The 14,040-nt window shown below is 67.7% G+C and carries 13 protein-coding genes and 1 pseudogene; 4 read left to right on the top strand and 10 right to left on the bottom strand.

The window, feature by feature from the left end:
- Positions 1 to 242 precede the first annotated feature (242 nt).
- The 3 genes from K9U40_RS18850 (at position 243) to K9U40_RS18860 (ending at position 4,118) form a co-directional block, all read left to right on the top strand.
- The gene (locus K9U40_RS18850; RefSeq protein WP_282891677.1) at positions 243 to 3,056 is read left to right on the top strand and encodes a [protein-PII] uridylyltransferase; all 2,814 of its coding nucleotides are present in this window, start codon (positions 243 to 245) and stop codon (positions 3,054 to 3,056) included.
- A 72-nt stretch (positions 3,057 to 3,128) separates the two neighbouring features.
- On the top strand, positions 3,129 to 3,320 hold the full coding sequence (locus tag K9U40_RS18855) for a hypothetical protein (protein WP_282891678.1): 192 nt from the start codon (positions 3,129 to 3,131) through the stop codon (positions 3,318 to 3,320).
- A 12-nt stretch (positions 3,321 to 3,332) separates the two neighbouring features.
- Positions 3,333 to 4,118, top strand: coding sequence for a hypothetical protein (locus tag K9U40_RS18860; protein WP_282891679.1), 786 nt, complete (start codon positions 3,333 to 3,335; stop codon positions 4,116 to 4,118).
- A 136-nt stretch (positions 4,119 to 4,254) separates the two neighbouring features.
- On the opposite strand, the gene K9U40_RS18865 is transcribed toward K9U40_RS18860, so the two are convergent.
- The 9 genes and pseudogenes from K9U40_RS18865 to dnaK form a co-directional block, all read right to left on the bottom strand.
- The gene (locus K9U40_RS18865) at positions 4,255 to 4,878 is read right to left on the bottom strand and encodes a 2,3-bisphosphoglycerate-dependent phosphoglycerate mutase (protein ID WP_282891680.1); all 624 of its coding nucleotides are present in this window, start codon (positions 4,876 to 4,878) and stop codon (positions 4,255 to 4,257) included.
- A gap of 96 nt (positions 4,879 to 4,974) precedes the next feature.
- Complete coding sequence (gene dapB / locus K9U40_RS18870; protein WP_282891681.1) at positions 4,975 to 5,790, bottom strand: 4-hydroxy-tetrahydrodipicolinate reductase; 816 nt, start codon at positions 5,788 to 5,790, stop codon at positions 4,975 to 4,977.
- Positions 5,791 to 5,870: 80 nt separating this feature from the next.
- Positions 5,871 to 6,515, bottom strand: a complete 645-nt coding sequence (locus K9U40_RS18875) for a DUF1330 domain-containing protein (RefSeq protein ID WP_282891682.1) — start codon at positions 6,513 to 6,515, stop codon at positions 5,871 to 5,873.
- Between the two features lie 32 nt (positions 6,516 to 6,547).
- Complete coding sequence (gene pyrF, locus K9U40_RS18880; protein WP_282891683.1) at positions 6,548 to 7,252, bottom strand: orotidine-5'-phosphate decarboxylase; 705 nt, start codon at positions 7,250 to 7,252, stop codon at positions 6,548 to 6,550.
- Positions 7,253 to 7,368: 116 nt separating this feature from the next.
- A pseudogene (locus K9U40_RS18885) lies at positions 7,369 to 7,953 on the bottom strand (histidine phosphatase family protein); the annotation flags it as partial.
- Between the two features lie 60 nt (positions 7,954 to 8,013).
- The gene (locus tag K9U40_RS18890) at positions 8,014 to 8,631 is read right to left on the bottom strand and encodes a class I SAM-dependent methyltransferase (RefSeq protein WP_282891685.1); all 618 of its coding nucleotides are present in this window, start codon (positions 8,629 to 8,631) and stop codon (positions 8,014 to 8,016) included.
- A 442-nt stretch (positions 8,632 to 9,073) separates the two neighbouring features.
- A complete protein-coding gene (dnaJ, locus tag K9U40_RS18895) occupies positions 9,074 to 10,213 on the bottom strand; it encodes a molecular chaperone DnaJ (RefSeq protein ID WP_282891686.1) in 1,140 nt (379 codons plus the stop codon).
- 14 nt (positions 10,214 to 10,227) lie between these two features.
- Complete coding sequence (locus K9U40_RS18900) at positions 10,228 to 10,725, bottom strand: hypothetical protein (protein WP_282891687.1); 498 nt, start codon at positions 10,723 to 10,725, stop codon at positions 10,228 to 10,230.
- A 15-nt stretch (positions 10,726 to 10,740) separates the two neighbouring features.
- Positions 10,741 to 12,636: a molecular chaperone DnaK gene (gene dnaK, locus K9U40_RS18905; RefSeq protein ID WP_282891688.1), complete on the bottom strand. Its 1,896-nt coding sequence runs from the start codon at positions 12,634 to 12,636 to the stop codon at positions 10,741 to 10,743.
- 255 nt (positions 12,637 to 12,891) lie between these two features.
- Here dnaK and pncA point away from each other — a divergent pair, with 255 nt between their 5' ends.
- Entirely contained in the window at positions 12,892 to 13,542 is a 651-nt protein-coding gene (gene pncA, locus K9U40_RS18910) for a bifunctional nicotinamidase/pyrazinamidase (protein WP_282891689.1), read from the top strand.
- 13 nt (positions 13,543 to 13,555) lie between these two features.
- Here the strand turns inward: pncA and K9U40_RS18915 are convergent, their stop codons facing one another.
- Positions 13,556 to 13,936, bottom strand: a complete 381-nt coding sequence (locus K9U40_RS18915; protein WP_282891690.1) for a VOC family protein — start codon at positions 13,934 to 13,936, stop codon at positions 13,556 to 13,558.
- Positions 13,937 to 14,040 lie beyond the last annotated feature (104 nt).

Below are 14,040 nucleotides of genomic sequence, written 5' to 3' on the forward strand. Positions count from 1 at the left end.
TCCCCAGCCCTCCCCCGCAGGCGGGAGAGGGAGCGGGCGGTGCGCCTGCGGCCCTCCCGATATTCCCTCATCGCAACGCGGAACCCTCCCCCGCCTGCGGGGGAGGGCAGGGAGGGGGCTCCCCCTCGCCGCCGGCGCGCGGTGCGCCGTTCCAAACCGAGACGCGACCGGCCCCCTCGCGGCCGGCATGCGATTGCGCTAAAGGTATAAGCTGCTTCCCGCTGCCTTTCAGATCGCCGAGCATGCCCACCGTCCGCTCTTCAAAAGCCAACCGCGTCATCGGCGAACCGTTCGTAGGCACCAAGCTAAGGGTGGAGGTGCGCGAGATCGCAGCCGCCCACAAGGGCCGCGACCTCGACCTCAGGAACGCGGTGGTCGCCCGCCTGAAGAAGGCGCTCCAGCAGGGCCGCGCCGAGGCCGAGCGCCTGCTCAAGGAGGACGGCTGCGGGCGCTGCTGCTCCATGCGGCTCTCCACCCTCCAGGACAGCGTGATCGCCTGCGCCCACGAGGTGGCCACCAGCTTCCTCTACCCGGCCGACAATCCCTCGCGGTCCGAGCGCATGGCGGTGGCGGCCGTGGGCGGCTACGGCCGGGGCATGATGGCGCCGGGCTCGGACACCGACATCCTGTTCCTTTTGCCCTACAAGCAGACGGCGTGGGGGGAAAGCGTGGCCGAGGCCATGCTCTACATGCTGTGGGACCTGGGCCTGAAGGTGGGCCACGCCACCCGCTCGGTGGAAGAGTGCCTCAGGCAGGCGCGGGCCGACTTCACCATCCGCACCTCCATCCTGGAGGCGCGCTTCATCGTCGGCGACAAGAGCCTGTTCGAGGACCTGGAGAAGCGCTTCGACAAGGAGGTGGTGGAGGGCACGGGCGCCGAGTTCGTGGCCGCCAAGATGGCCGAGCGGGAGGAGCGGCTGCGCCGCTCCGGCCAGTCGCGCTACCTGGTCGAGCCCAACGTGAAGGAGAGCAAGGGCGGCCTCAGGGACCTGCACACCCTGTTCTGGATCGCCAAATACGTCTACCGGGTGCAGACCGCCGGCGAGCTGGTGCAGAAGGGCGTGTTCACCCGCGAAGAGGCGCGCCTGTTCACCCGCTGCGAGGATTTCCTGTGGTCGGTGCGCTGCCACCTCCACTTCCTCACCGGCCGCGCCGAGGACCGCCTCTCCTTCGACGTGCAGCGGGAGATGGCCCAGCGCCTCGGTTATACCGAGCATCCCGGCCAGCGCGACGTGGAACGCTTCATGAAGCACTATTTCCTCGTGGCGAAGGACGTAGGCGACCTCACCGCCATCCTCTCCGCCGCGCTGGAGGCCCGCCACGACAAGCCGGTGCCGGGCCTGAAGGGCATGGTGGAGCGGTTCCGCGCCGGCTCCCGCCGCATCACCCTGAAGGAGACGCCGGATTTCATCCTCGACCATGACCGCCTGAACGTCATCGACGATCAGGCCTTCAGGCGCGATCCGGTCAACCTCATCCGCATCTTCCACGTGGCGGACAAGCGCAACCTCGCGCTCCATCCCGACGCCATGCAGCTCGCCACCCGCTCGCTGGCGCTCATCGACGCCGAGCTGCGCGAGAATCCGGAGGCGAACCGGCTGTTCCTGGAGATCGTCACCTCCAGGAATGCGCCCGAGACGGTGCTGCGGCGCATGAACGAGGTGGGCGTGCTGGGCCGCTTCCTGCCGGAGTTCGGCAAGATCGTGGCCATGATGCAGTTCAACATGTACCACCACTACACGGTGGACGAGCACCTGCTGCGCTGCATCGGCGTCTTGTCGGAGATCGAGCGCAAGGTGAACCCCGAAAACGGGCTCGCCAACGACCTCATGGGCACGCTGAAGAACCGCAACCTGCTCTATGTGGCGCTGCTGCTGCACGACATCGCCAAGGGCCGGCCCGAGGACCACTCGGTGGCCGGCGCGCGCATCGCAAGGCGCATCTGCCCGCGCCTCGGCCTCACGCCGGTGGAGACGGAGACGGTGGTGTGGCTGGTGGAGCAGCACCTCGTCATGTCGCAGGTGGCCCAGTCCCGCGACCTCTCCGACCGCAAGACCATCGAGAACTTCGCCTCGGTGGTGCAGAATCTCGAGCGCATGAAGCTGCTCACCATCCTCACCACCGCCGACATCAAGGCGGTGGGGCCGGGCACCTGGAACGGCTGGAAAGCCCAGCTCCTGAAGACGCTCTATTACGAGACCGAGCCGGTGCTCACCGGCGGCTTCTCGGAAGTGGACCGGGGCAAGCGCGTCGCCGCCGCCCAGGCCCAGTTCCGCGCCCAGCTCGCCGACTGGTCGGACGACAAGGTGGCCGCCTATGTGGCGCGGCACTATCCGCCCTACTGGCTGCGGGTGGACCTCGACACCAAGCTGCGCCACGCCCGCTTCATCGACGAGGCGGAGACCGCCGGCCGCTCCATCGCCACCCATGCGACGCTGGAGGCCGGGCGCGGCATCACCACCCTCACCGTGGTGGCGCCGGACCATCCCAAGCTGCTGTCCATCATCGCCGGGGCGTGCGCGGCGGCGGGGGCGAACATCGTGGACGCCCACATCTCCACCACCACCGACGGCCTCGCGCTGGACACCATCGCCCTGCGCCGCGCCTTCGACCGCGACGAGGACGAATTGCGCCGCGCCGGCCGCATCCAGGAGGCGGTGGAGCAGGCCCTCACCGGCGAGGTGCGCCTGCCGGAGGTGATGGCCCGCAAGATCCCCAAGGGCCGCCGCACCTTCACGGTGGAGCCCGAGGTGACGGTGAACAATTCCTGGTCCAACCGCCACACGGTGGTGGAGGTGTCGGGCCTCGACCGGCCCGGCCTCCTGTTTGCGCTGACCAACACCTTGTCGCGGCTGAACCTCAACATCGCCTCGGCCCATGTGGCGACCTTCGGCGAGCGGGCGGTGGACGTGTTCTACGTCACCGACCTCATGGGCGCGAAGATCACCGGGGCGGCGCGGCAGTCCGCCATCCGGCGGGCGCTGGTCAGCGTGTTCGAGGGCCCGGCGGAAGACGAGGAAGCCCCCCGCCGGGCGACCGCCACGGCGCGGGGGTGAGGGGGAAGGGTTGCCGAACGAACACGGTGGTGCGATGCTGCCAAACTGGTCGGCGGACGGCTGGAGGCACAGATGGTTGTAACCACGCCGAAGCAAAAGGAAATTTTTGAGAAACTCCTCGTGCTCGCCCGCGGTGACATTGAGTTGGTCCAGGACGCGATTCGCATCTGCACGACCGCGCCGGACAAGCCGGCCGACCTGGAGAAGGTCGTGGGATACGTCCTGCGACATCGCGACCGTTCTCACGCGCAAAAGGTCGCCTGACGGCTGGGCGCCGTGTCGATCGCCTGGGCGACCATCACCATCGTAGCGCTGCTACTTCCCGGCGCAGCATTCCTTGTAGGATTTGCCCGTAAGGACAAATTTCCAAGAGAGATCGTGCGAACCGGCGTGCTGGGCGAAATCGCCCTGGCGCTGCTCATCTCGATGACGATCCACCTTTTGCTTTATTTCACATGCCTGCGAAGTACCTTTGCCGAGCTTTTGCAGTCTGGGCTCCACGCTTACGAAGACCCCCACAAAGCTTCGAACGAGATCGAAAGCCTGATCGTCTTTGTCGCCTTGTATTCGATTATAATATCAATCGCGGCACTTCTGCTCGGGTGGGCCGGCGCATGGCTGGTTAGGTCCGGGTGTCTCGGGTCCCTTTCCCGCTATCCCTGGACGAACGAGCTTCTGAACAAGCGCGGCGGCGTCGTCACCGCTTATGTAATGACAAAGACGGAGGGCAACAATTGCGTCCTAATGTACAAGGGCGTATTGAACGACTTTTATCTCAACGAAGATGGCAGCTTTTCCTACATCGTCCTACAAAACTGCTCCAGATATGTCATGGACTTCAACCACGGCGCACCGAATGTCGGCGACCAGATGAAGCTCTTCAAAGAGGAAGAGCTTTTGAAGCGCCGATGGAACTATCTGGCCATCGAAGGGGACAATATCGCCAACGTTCTCTTCGACAAGATCGGCGCCGTGGATGAAACCAAAGGCGGCGTCGAGGCCTTGGAGCAAGCCCTGAGGAACGAGGCAAGCCAATTCCAATCCGAGACCGGGAACCAATGATTTCACCGGGCTGCGCGTCGACGCCAACTCGGCAAGACGCCATCCAACGCATTCCAGCTGCGTCGCGCGCGGCAGTGCCCGAGAACAACACATCGTACCGGCCCCGCACGGTTGGGCGAGGCCGGCACGAGCCACCTCACTCCATCAGGTCGCGCTTCTCCGCCACCGTGGAATCCGCCGCCAGCGTGTAGATGATGGGCGCGCCGGTGTTCAGCTCGCGCTTCACGATGCCCTCGGGGGAGAGCTTCTCCAGCGTCATGATGAGCGCGCGCAGCGAGTTGCCATGGGCGGCCACCAGCACCTTCTTGCCGCGCAGCACCTCGGGCAGGATCTCCTGCACGTAATAGGGCAGCGTGCGGGCCACGGTGTCGCGCAGGCTCTCGCCGCCGGGCGGGGAGATGTCGTAGGAGCGGCGCCAGATGTGCACCTGCTCCTCGCCCCACTTGGCGCGAGCGTCGTCCTTGTTGAGGCCGGCGAGATCGCCGTAGTCGCGCTCGTTCAGCGCCACGTTCTTCGTGGTGGGCACCCCCTCCTGGCCCATCTCGCCGAGGATGAGGGAGAGCGTGCGCTGGGCGCGGGTGAGGTCCGAGGTGAAGGCCACGTCGAAGGTGAGCCCCTCCGCCTTCAGCAGCGCGCCGGCGCGCCTGGCCTCGGAGACGCCCTGCTCGGTGAGGTCCGGGTCGCGCCACCCGGTGAACAGGTTCTTCAGGTTCCACTCGCTCTGCCCGTGACGGACGAGGACGAGGATGCGGTCGGACATGGAAAGCTCCTGGGTGGTCTCCGGGCGTGGCTCCCGGCTCGAAAAACAGCGGCAGGAAAATCGGCGGCAGAAAAACCGGCAGTCAGAAACCGGCAGTCAGAAATCGGAAAGGCCGAGCACGTCGGCCATGGAATACAGGCCCGGCTCGCGGCCCTTCACCCAGCGCGCCGCGGCCAGCGCCCCCCGGGCGAAGATCATGCGGTCCTCGGCCTTGTGCACCAGCTCGATCCGCTCGGCCTGGCCGGCGAAGATCACCACGTGCTCGCCCACCACCGAGCCGCCGCGCAGGCTGGCAAAGCCGATGGCGCCGGGCTTGCGCGCGCCGGTGACGCCGTCGCGCCCGCGCTCGGAGCATTCGTCGAGATGGCGCCCGCGGCCCCGTGCTGCGGCCTCACCCAAAAGCAGCGCGGTGCCGGAGGGCGCATCCACCTTCCTGTTGTGGTGCATCTCCACGATCTCGATGTCGAAGCTCTCGTCCAGCGTCGCCGCCACGCGGCGGGTCAGGGCGGCGAGCAGGTTGACCCCGAGGCTCATGTTGCCCGACTTGACGATGGGCGTGCGCCGGGCGGCGGCGGCGATGGCCGCATTGTCCTCGTTGGAGAAGCCGGTGGTGCCGATGACATGGGCGATGCCCGCCTCCGCGAGACGCTCGGCGAGCCGCACCGAGGCGGAAGGGCTGGAGAAATCCACCACCACGTCGGCGCCGTTGAGGGTGGGCGCCACGTCGCTCTCCACGGTCACGCCGTTGGCCCTCAGGCCGCTCATGATCCCGGCATCCTCGCCGAGATGGGACGAGCCGGAATATTCCAGCGCGCCCACGAGCGCGAGGTCCTCGGTTTCCGAGATGGCCCGGATGAGGGCGCGGCCCATGCGGCCGCCGGCGCCGGAGATGACGATGCGCAGGTGAGACACGGTCTTGGTCCTTCGCTTGGCCGGGCGGAGCGTTCCGGGCGTTTCGCGGGGGATGGGCTGGTTCGGTGGATCGCAGGCCGTCAAGCCGGCGGCGACTCGCGCCCGGTATAGCCGGAGATGAGGAGGAGGTCCGCCACCGACGCCGACTGGCGGATGGCCAGCGCCCGCTGGTAGCCGGGCGAGAAATAGCAGGCCCGCGCCGTCTCCATGTCGCGGAAGGCGATCACCACATAGCGCGAGCGCCCGCGGCCATCGAGCAGATGGTGCCGGCCGCCGCGCACCAGGAACCACGCGCCATGCTCGGCGAACGGCTCCGCATTGGCGGCGATGTAATCCTTGTAGCGCTCGGGATCGGTGATATCGACCTTGGCCATCCAGTAGCCGCGGGGCTTGTCCGGCGTGCCCTCGGGCGGCGGCGCCGGCGACGGCTGGGGGCCCCCATAGCCCTCCACCGCCGCGAGGTCGGCAATGGCGGTGGCCCGCCGCAGGGCCTTCACCGGCTGGTATTCGGGAGCCTCGTAGGTGGACACCGCCAGATCGAAGGAGGGCAGCTCCACCAGCACATTGCGATGGCGCTTGATGCCTTCCAGATGCTCGAAATCGCCGCCGCGCACGATGAAGCGCAGGCCATGCTCCGCCGCGAAGCGGGCGTTGGCCTCCCGGTAGGTGATGTAGTCCACCGGATTGACCACGTCGAGATTGAGGAACCAGTAGCCCTTCGCCATCGCCCCGCCTCCTGTTGCCCCGTGCCCGGCCTTCAGGCGCCCGCCAGTTCCGCGAGGATGGCCTCGGCGGCCGCCACCGGGTCCTCGGCCGCTGTCACCGGCCGGCCCACCACGATGCGGTCGGCGCCGGCGGCAATGGCCTCGGCCGGGGTGGCGATGCGCTTCTGGTCGCCCACGTCGGCGCCCTTGGGCCGCACGCCCGGCGTCACCACCCGGCCGTCCGGCCCGAGGATGGCGCGCACCATGGCCGCGTCGGTGGGCGCACAGATCACCCCGGCGATCCCCGCCTCCCGCGCCTGTCCGGCGCGCATGCGGACGGTGTCGGTGACACCCATGCGATAGCCCGCCGTGGCGAGGTCCGAGTCGTCGTAGGAAGTGAGCACCGTCACCCCCAGCACCTCGAGCGGGCTGCCCTTCGCCCCCCGCGCCGCCGCCGCCATGGTCTGGGGATAGGCATGGACGGTGAGGATGTGCACCCCCCGCTCCGCCGCGGCCGCGGCCGCCCGCTCCACCGTGTTGCCGATGTCGTGAAGCTTGAGGTCGAGGAACACCTTCTTGCCGGCGCCGATGAGGTCGGCGGCGAGGTCCAGCCCCCCCGCGATGGAGAGCTCGAGGCCGATCTTGTAGAAGGACACGATGTCGCCGAGCTGCCAGACGAGGGCCTCGGCCGCGCCCACGTTGGGATAGTCGAGCGCCACGATCATGCGGTCGCGGACCTTCGCATCGACAAGGCTCATGCGCCCTCCTCCGGTGCGCATGCGAGCGATGCGCCCTTCTCCCGCGCGCCGGCTGGCGCTGTGCTCTCTGCCCCGGCGCCGGCCTGCGCGGCGCCCTCCTCCCGGGCGGCGGCCTGGCCCGCGCCCTCCTCCATCGTGCGCCAGCGGTCGGGGCGCTGTCCCGCGCCGGCGCGGAACCAGCATCCGCCACCCACCGGCGGCTGGTCGTGGATGCGGGAGATGGGGTAGCCCGCCAGATGGCACAGAAGCAAGGTGCCAACCCCGCCATGGCCCACAAACAGAACTGGAAGCTGCCGATGGTCGTGAACTTCGGCAAGGGTTCGGGCGATTGCGGCGACGATTCGGGCCTGCGCGTCCTGCGCCCGCTCCCAGCCCGCGACGCTCTCCTGCGGGCGGGCGAAGAAGGCATCCGCCATCTGCTGGAAGTGCGCTTCCGGCAGGTAACCTGTTGCAGAGCGGTCATTTTCCTCCATCCCCTCCGCCACCTCGACCGGGAGACCGAGGGCTTCGGCGAGGAGCGCGGCGGTCTGCATGGCCTTCACCTCGGTGGAGGAGACGATGCGGCGATAGGGGGAAAGATCCGCGCGTGCGGCAAAGGCGCGCGTGCGCGCCCGGCCCACCTCCGACAGGCCCCATTGGGGCACCGGGATGGCCCGGTCCACCTGGACCTGGGGATGGGTTAGGTAAAGGAAATCCGTCACTTGCGGCCCCGGCGCTGTGGCAAGCCGGGCGCCGGGCGGCGCCGGCGGGACAAGGAAGGCTCAGGGCCGGCGATAGGCCCAGACCCGGGCCGGGGGAATATTTCTCCACACCCGCGGCGAACGCTCGCCCTCGATGGCGCCCGGCACCAGCGGCACCGGCGAGACCACCGCATAGGTGAACTGCACGAACGGCGAGCCGGGGTGCGACATGTCGAACGCCTCGTTCACCATGCGGTGCCGCTCGCTCTCCGGCATGGTGAAGAGCGGCAGCGAGGAGATGGTGCCCACCGCCTTGCCGGGCAGCCGGCCCGTCAGCGTCTTGGCGAGGGTATAGGCGTCGCCGTTGATCACCGTGACGCCGGGATAGCGCAGGCGCAGCAGGGCGCAGAATTCGGGATTGTACTCGATCAGGAACAGGCGCTCCGGCGCGAAGCCGCGCTGGAGCAGGGCCTTGGTGACCGGGCCGGTGCCCGGGCCGAGCTCGATGACCGGGCCATCCTGCTTCGGATCGAGGTAGCTCGCCATCATCTTGGCCAGAGCCGGGCTCGACGGCGCCACCGCACCGGTCTTGAGCGGATTCTGGAACCACGACTGCAGAAAGCGGACCTCATCCTTGAGATTCGGCTTCGGAAGCGAGGGCTTGTGGAGCGGCCTGCGCTGGTCGTGGGACTGAAGCATCAACGGCACCTCGGGCGCCCGAGAGGATCGGATATCAGGCGCTTAGACGGGAAAGCAGACGGGGTCAAGGTTCGTGCCGCCCGGCAGGGAGGCCCGGCGACCAGCACCGATCACCAGCTGATCGAACAACACGTTCTCAAATCACGGCTCGATGACGGATTTACCGCCCCGGCTCTTTCGGCCCGGCGCCAGCCCCCGTTGAGGGGCTGTCGAGAGCGGTGGCGAGAAGGTCCCCCTCAGGTGGCGAAAGAAAGGCAGGGGTCCGAATTCAGGCTGAGCGTCCCGTGCAGCAGGATCGGGACGATCGGCGCCAGCCCGCCCGGATCCTGTCCCGGCCTCAGTCGGCCGGCGCGATCGAGGACCTCGAAGGCGCCGGCGGGCAGTTGAAATGCCGCAGTTGCCGTCTCGTCCCGGCCGAAGGATGCGCCGGCAGGGCGGCCCCTCAGGCCCCCTCGCCGGCGGCGCCCTGGAAGAATTCCTTCACCCTGGCGAAGAAGCCGGTGGATTCGGGATGGGTCTCGCCGGAGCATTCCTTGTCGAACTCGGCGAGCAGTTCCTTCTGCCGCTTGGTGAGCTTCTGCGGGGTCTCCACCACCACCTGCACATACATGTCGCCATGGTTGCGGGTGCGCATGATGGGCATGCCCTTGCCGGACAGGCGGAAGCGCTTCTGCGACTGGGTCCCCTCGGGGATCTTCACCTTGCTCTTGTCGCCGTCGATGGTGGGCACCTCCACTGTGCCGCCGAGCGCCGCCGTGACCATGGAGATGGGCACGCGGCAATAGAGATCCGCCCCCTCGCGCTGAAAGAAGGCATGGGGCTCAATGGACAGGAAGATGTAGAGGTCGCCCGCGGCCCCGCCGCGCATCCCGGCCTCGCCCTCGCCGCCGAGGCGGATGCGGGTGCCGTCCTCGACGCCGGCGGGAATCTGCACCGAGAGGGTGCGCTCGCGCGTCACCCGGCCGGCGCCTCCGCAGGCGCCGCAGGGGTCCTCGATGACGCTGCCGCGTCCCTGGCAGGATGGGCAGGTCCGCTCCAGCGTGAAGAAGCCCTGGGCATGGCGGATCTTGCCCGCGCCGTTGCACATACGGCAGGGCTTGGGCTGGGTGCCGGCCTTGGCACCGGTGCCCGAGCACTCCTCGCAGGAGACGGAGGTGGGGATCTTGATCTGCGCGGTCTTGCCGGAGAAGGCCTCCTCCAGCGTGATGTCCATGTTGTAGCGCAGGTCCGCCCCGCGCCCGCGCTGCTGGCCGCCGCCGCGGCCGCGATTCATGGCGCCGCCGAACAAATCGTCGAAGATGTCGGCGAAGGAGGAGGCGAAATCGTTGCCGAAGCCGGGGCCGCCCCCGCCGCCATTCTCGAAGGCGGCATGGCCGAAGCGGTCGTAGGCCGCGCGCTTCTGGGGATCCTTCAGGACCTCGTAGGCCTCGTTGACCTCCTTGAACATCACCTCGGCTTCCGGATTGCCGTGGTTGCGGTCCGGATGCCACTTCATGGCGAGCTTGCGGTAGGTGGCCTTCAGCACCGTCTCGTCGGCGCCGCGGTCGCAGCCGAGGATGTCGTAATAGTCGCGCTTGGCCATCGCCTCAAAAGACCTCACTCAATTCGAGGCATCGGCACCTGCGTTCCGATGCCCGGCTCTTTCTCGCACAGAGCCTTTTTGCCGCGATATTTATCGACCGCATCCTGAACCGATGCTGCACCCTTCGCCCCTGCAGACTGGCCGTCCATGTAGCTGAAGGTCTGAAGGGCAACGAGGACCAACGTCTTCATCGTGTCGTAACAAGGGCCGGTGAGGCCACCGACCCCGCCGCGCGCGAGCACGTCATACTCGTCGAACAGCGAATTGTAGACGGTGAGAACGCGCTGGGTCTTGCCGCTCGCCATAGCATCCTTGATCACCAACTCCGCCGAAAGCGCGCGCTGGTAAAAATAAGCGGGCGCTATGTCGTGCCGCTCCGCGCCCGTCGCCGCAACCGTTCCCCCGACAACAGCCACGAGGATGGCTATGCCGGAGAACAGGGTTGCCGCTCGAAAACGAAAGTATCCCCGGGTTCCCCCGGGGACCTTCGATCTCAAACCGGCACGGGCCATCAGCCAAGGCCGATATCAGGCCGACTTCTTCTTGTCGTCGTCGACCTCGGTGAACTCGGCGTCCACCACGTCGTCGGCAGGCTTGGAGGCGCCCTCGGCGCCCGGCTGCTGGGCCGCGTACATGGCCTCACCGAGCTTGAGGGAGGCCTGGGCCAGGGCGTTGGTCTTGGCGGTGATGGCCTCCACGTCCTCGCCTTCCAGCGTGGACTTGAGGTCCGCCAGGGCCGCCTCGATGGCCCCCTTCTCCGCCGCGCCGACCTTGTCGCCATGCTCGGCGACCGCCTTCTCGGTGGAGTGGACGAGAGCTTCCGCGTGGTTCCTGGCTTCCACCAGGGCCCGGCGCTTCTTGTCCTCGGCCGCATGGGCCTCGGCGTCCTTCACCATCTTCTCGATGTCGGCGTCATTCAGGCCGCCGGAGGCCTGGATGCGGATCTGCTGTTCCTTGCCCGTGCCCTTGTCCTTGGCGGAGACCTGCACGATGCCGTTGGCGTCGATGTCGAAGGTCACCTCCACCTGCGGCACGCCGCGGGGCGCGGGCGGGATGCCCATGAGGTCGAACTGGCCGAGCATCTTGTTGTCGGCCGCCATCTCGCGCTCACCCTGGAACACCCGGATGGTCACCGCGGTCTGCCCGTCCTCGGCCGTGGAGAAGGTCTGGCTCTTCTTGGTCGGGATGGTGGTGTTGCGGTCGATGAGGCGGGTGAACACGCCGCCCAGGGTCTCGATGCCCAGCGACAGCGGGGTCACGTCGAGGAGAAGCACGTCCTTGACGTCGCCCTGGAGCACGCCCGCCTGGATGGCGGCGCCGATGGCGACCACCTCGTCCGGGTTGACGCCCTTGTGGGGCTCCTTGCCGAAGAACTGCTTCACCACTTCCTGCACCTTGGGCATGCGGGTCATGCCGCCGACGAGAACCACCTCGTCGATCTGCCCGGCGGTGAGGCCGGCATCCTTCAGCGCGAGCTTGCAGGGCTCGACGGTCCGCTGGATCAGGTCGTCCACCAGCGCCTCGAACTTGGCGCGGGTGAGCTTCATGGTGAGGTGCTTGGGACCGGTGGCGTCGGCGGTGATGAAGGGCAGGTTGATCTCGGTCTGGGTCGCGGACGACAGCTCGATCTTCGCCTTCTCGGCGGCCTCCTTGAGGCGCTGCAGAGCGAGCTTGTCGTTGCGCAGGTCGATGCCCTGCTCCTTCTTGAACTCGTCCGCCAGGTAGCTGACGAGCCGCATGTCGAAGTCTTCGCCGCCGAGGAAGGTGTCGCCGTTGGTGGACTTCACCTCGAACACGCCGTCGCCGATCTCCAGCACCGACACGTCGAAGGTGCCGCCGCCGAGGTCATAGACCGCGATGGTGCCGGCCGACTTCTTGTCGAGGCCGTAGGCGAGCGCCGCCGCGGTGGGCTCGTTGATGATGCGCAGCACCTCGAGGCCAGCGATCTTGCCGGCGTCCTTGGTGGCCTGGCGCTGGGCGTCGTTGAAATAAGCGGGGACGGTGATGACCGCCTTCTCCACCTTCTCGCCCAGGAACGATTCGGCCGTCTCCTTCATCTTCTGCAGGATGAAGGCGGAGATCTGCGAGGGGGAATACTTCTTGCCGTCCGCTTCCACCCAGGCATCGCCATTGTCGGCGCGCACGATGGAATAGGGGACGAGCTTCTTGTCCTTCTCGACGGTGGGATCGTCGTAGCGACGGCCCATGAGGCGCTTCACCGCGAAGAAGGTGCGCTCGGGATTGGTGACGCTCTGCCGCTTGGCAGGCTGGCCGACGAGACGCTCGCCGTCCTCCGTGAAGGCGACGATGGAAGGCGTGGTGCGCGCGCCTTCGGCATTCTCGATGACTTTCGGGGCAGACCCCTCCATCACCGCAACGCAGGAATTGGTGGTGCCGAGGTCGATACCGATGATCTTGGCCATATGGTTTTCTCCTTGCCGGCAGGCCGACCGGGCCCTTTCGGCACCCGCGGGGGATGGTAGCAGGCCCCTCCCGCTGCCGATCCGCCGGCCCCCTGAACTTAAAATTGGGGTTCGTCGCGACAACGACGATCGAGGCGGATATAGGGGGGGTGTTTTGGCGCCGCAAGGCATGCCGGCGCGCACCGCGGTCCTTTTTCACGTCCCCGCGAGGCGCCCGGCGCGCCTGTGCCGGGCTTATCGCGAAGGACGGTCCGCATGCCCGCCACCGCTTCTGCCGCCGATCCCCGCGCCCGGGCCGTGCTGGTGGCGGTCGATCTGCAGGTGGACTTCCTGCCCGGCGGCCGCCTGGCGGTGCCCGGCGGGCACGAGGTGGTGCCGCTGGCCAACGCCGTGGCGCAAGGCTTCCGCAACGTGGTGCTCACCCAGGACTGGCATCCGGCGGACCACGTGTCCTTCGCCTCCAGCCATGCCGGACGGGCGCCGTTCGACGAGATCGACCTGCCCTACGGCCGGCAGATCCTGTGGCCGGATCACTGCGTGCAGGACACCGACGGCGCCCGCCTGTCCGCCGTGCTGGACATCCCCCATGCCCAGCTCATCATCCGCAAGGGGCACCACCGCGCCATCGACAGCTACTCCACCTTCTACGAGGCGGACCGCACCACCCCCACCGGGCTCTCCGGATACCTCCGGGATCGACACATAGATACGGTGTATCTCATAGGGTTGGCGACGGACTTCTGCGTGTCGTGGTCGGCGGTGGACGCCGCCCGGCACGGCTTCACCACCTATGTGCTGGAGGATGCCTGCCGGGCGCTGGACGTGGACGGCTCTCTGGCCAAGGCCCATGCCGACATGGCCGCCGCGGGCGTACGGCGCATCCGGACGGCGGACGTGATGGACTGAGGCGGCTTCGGGCTCAGTCCTCGAAGGCGGTCATGAGGCCCAGCGGCGCGCCGGTCGCGTCGGCGACGATGGCGATGCGGCCCACACCCTCGATGTCGAACGGCGCGCGGACCACCTGCCCGCCCCTGGCCTCCAGAAGCGCGACGCGGGCATCCACGTCATCAACGCTGACATAGCTGAACCAGTGGGGCGGCACGTGGGAGGGCACGATGTCGGTCTTGTCCATGAGGCCCGCCACCGGCTCCTCGCCGATCATGGCGACGTAGTACAGGCGGTCGCCTTCCATGGGCATTTCGGCGAACGTCCAGCCGAAGACCGCGCCGTAGAAGGCCTTGGCCTTGTCCACGTCGTCGGTCATCAGCTCGTTCCAGTAAAACTTCCCGTGCGGTGCCATGGCCTCTCCTGCCTCATGGGCGAGCGCGCGCACCATGCCCGAACCGGCCCGCATCGGCCAGAGGCCTGTCTCTTATAAACATCTCCGAGCCCACGAGACTGCAG

It is taken from the genome of Xanthobacter autotrophicus, assembly GCF_030015065.1.
Classification (GTDB): domain Bacteria; phylum Pseudomonadota; class Alphaproteobacteria; order Rhizobiales; family Xanthobacteraceae; genus Xanthobacter; species Xanthobacter autotrophicus_D.

Bases quoted from the DNA above. Each gene is read 5' to 3' on its own strand.
- K9U40_RS18855 (WP_282891678.1), top strand. From the start codon at position 3,129: ATGGTTGTAACCACGCCGAAGCAAAAGGAAATTTTTGAGAAACTCCTC.
- dnaJ (WP_282891686.1), bottom strand. From the start codon at position 10,213: ATGGCCAAGCGCGACTATTACGACATCCTCGGCTGCGACCGCGGCGCC.
- pyrF (WP_282891683.1), bottom strand. From the start codon at position 7,252: ATGAGCCTTGTCGATGCGAAGGTCCGCGACCGCATGATCGTGGCGCTC.
- pncA (WP_282891689.1), top strand. From the start codon at position 12,892: ATGCCCGCCACCGCTTCTGCCGCCGATCCCCGCGCCCGGGCCGTGCTG.
- K9U40_RS18890 (WP_282891685.1), bottom strand. From the start codon at position 8,631: ATGCTTCAGTCCCACGACCAGCGCAGGCCGCTCCACAAGCCCTCGCTT.
- dnaK (WP_282891688.1), bottom strand. From the start codon at position 12,636: ATGGCCAAGATCATCGGTATCGACCTCGGCACCACCAATTCCTGCGTT.
- K9U40_RS18850 (WP_282891677.1), top strand. From the start codon at position 243: ATGCCCACCGTCCGCTCTTCAAAAGCCAACCGCGTCATCGGCGAACCG.
- K9U40_RS18915 (WP_282891690.1), bottom strand. From the start codon at position 13,936: ATGGCACCGCACGGGAAGTTTTACTGGAACGAGCTGATGACCGACGAC.
- K9U40_RS18900 (WP_282891687.1), bottom strand. From the start codon at position 10,725: ATGGCCCGTGCCGGTTTGAGATCGAAGGTCCCCGGGGGAACCCGGGGA.
- K9U40_RS18865 (WP_282891680.1), bottom strand. From the start codon at position 4,878: ATGTCCGACCGCATCCTCGTCCTCGTCCGTCACGGGCAGAGCGAGTGG.
- K9U40_RS18875 (WP_282891682.1), bottom strand. From the start codon at position 6,515: ATGGCGAAGGGCTACTGGTTCCTCAATCTCGACGTGGTCAATCCGGTG.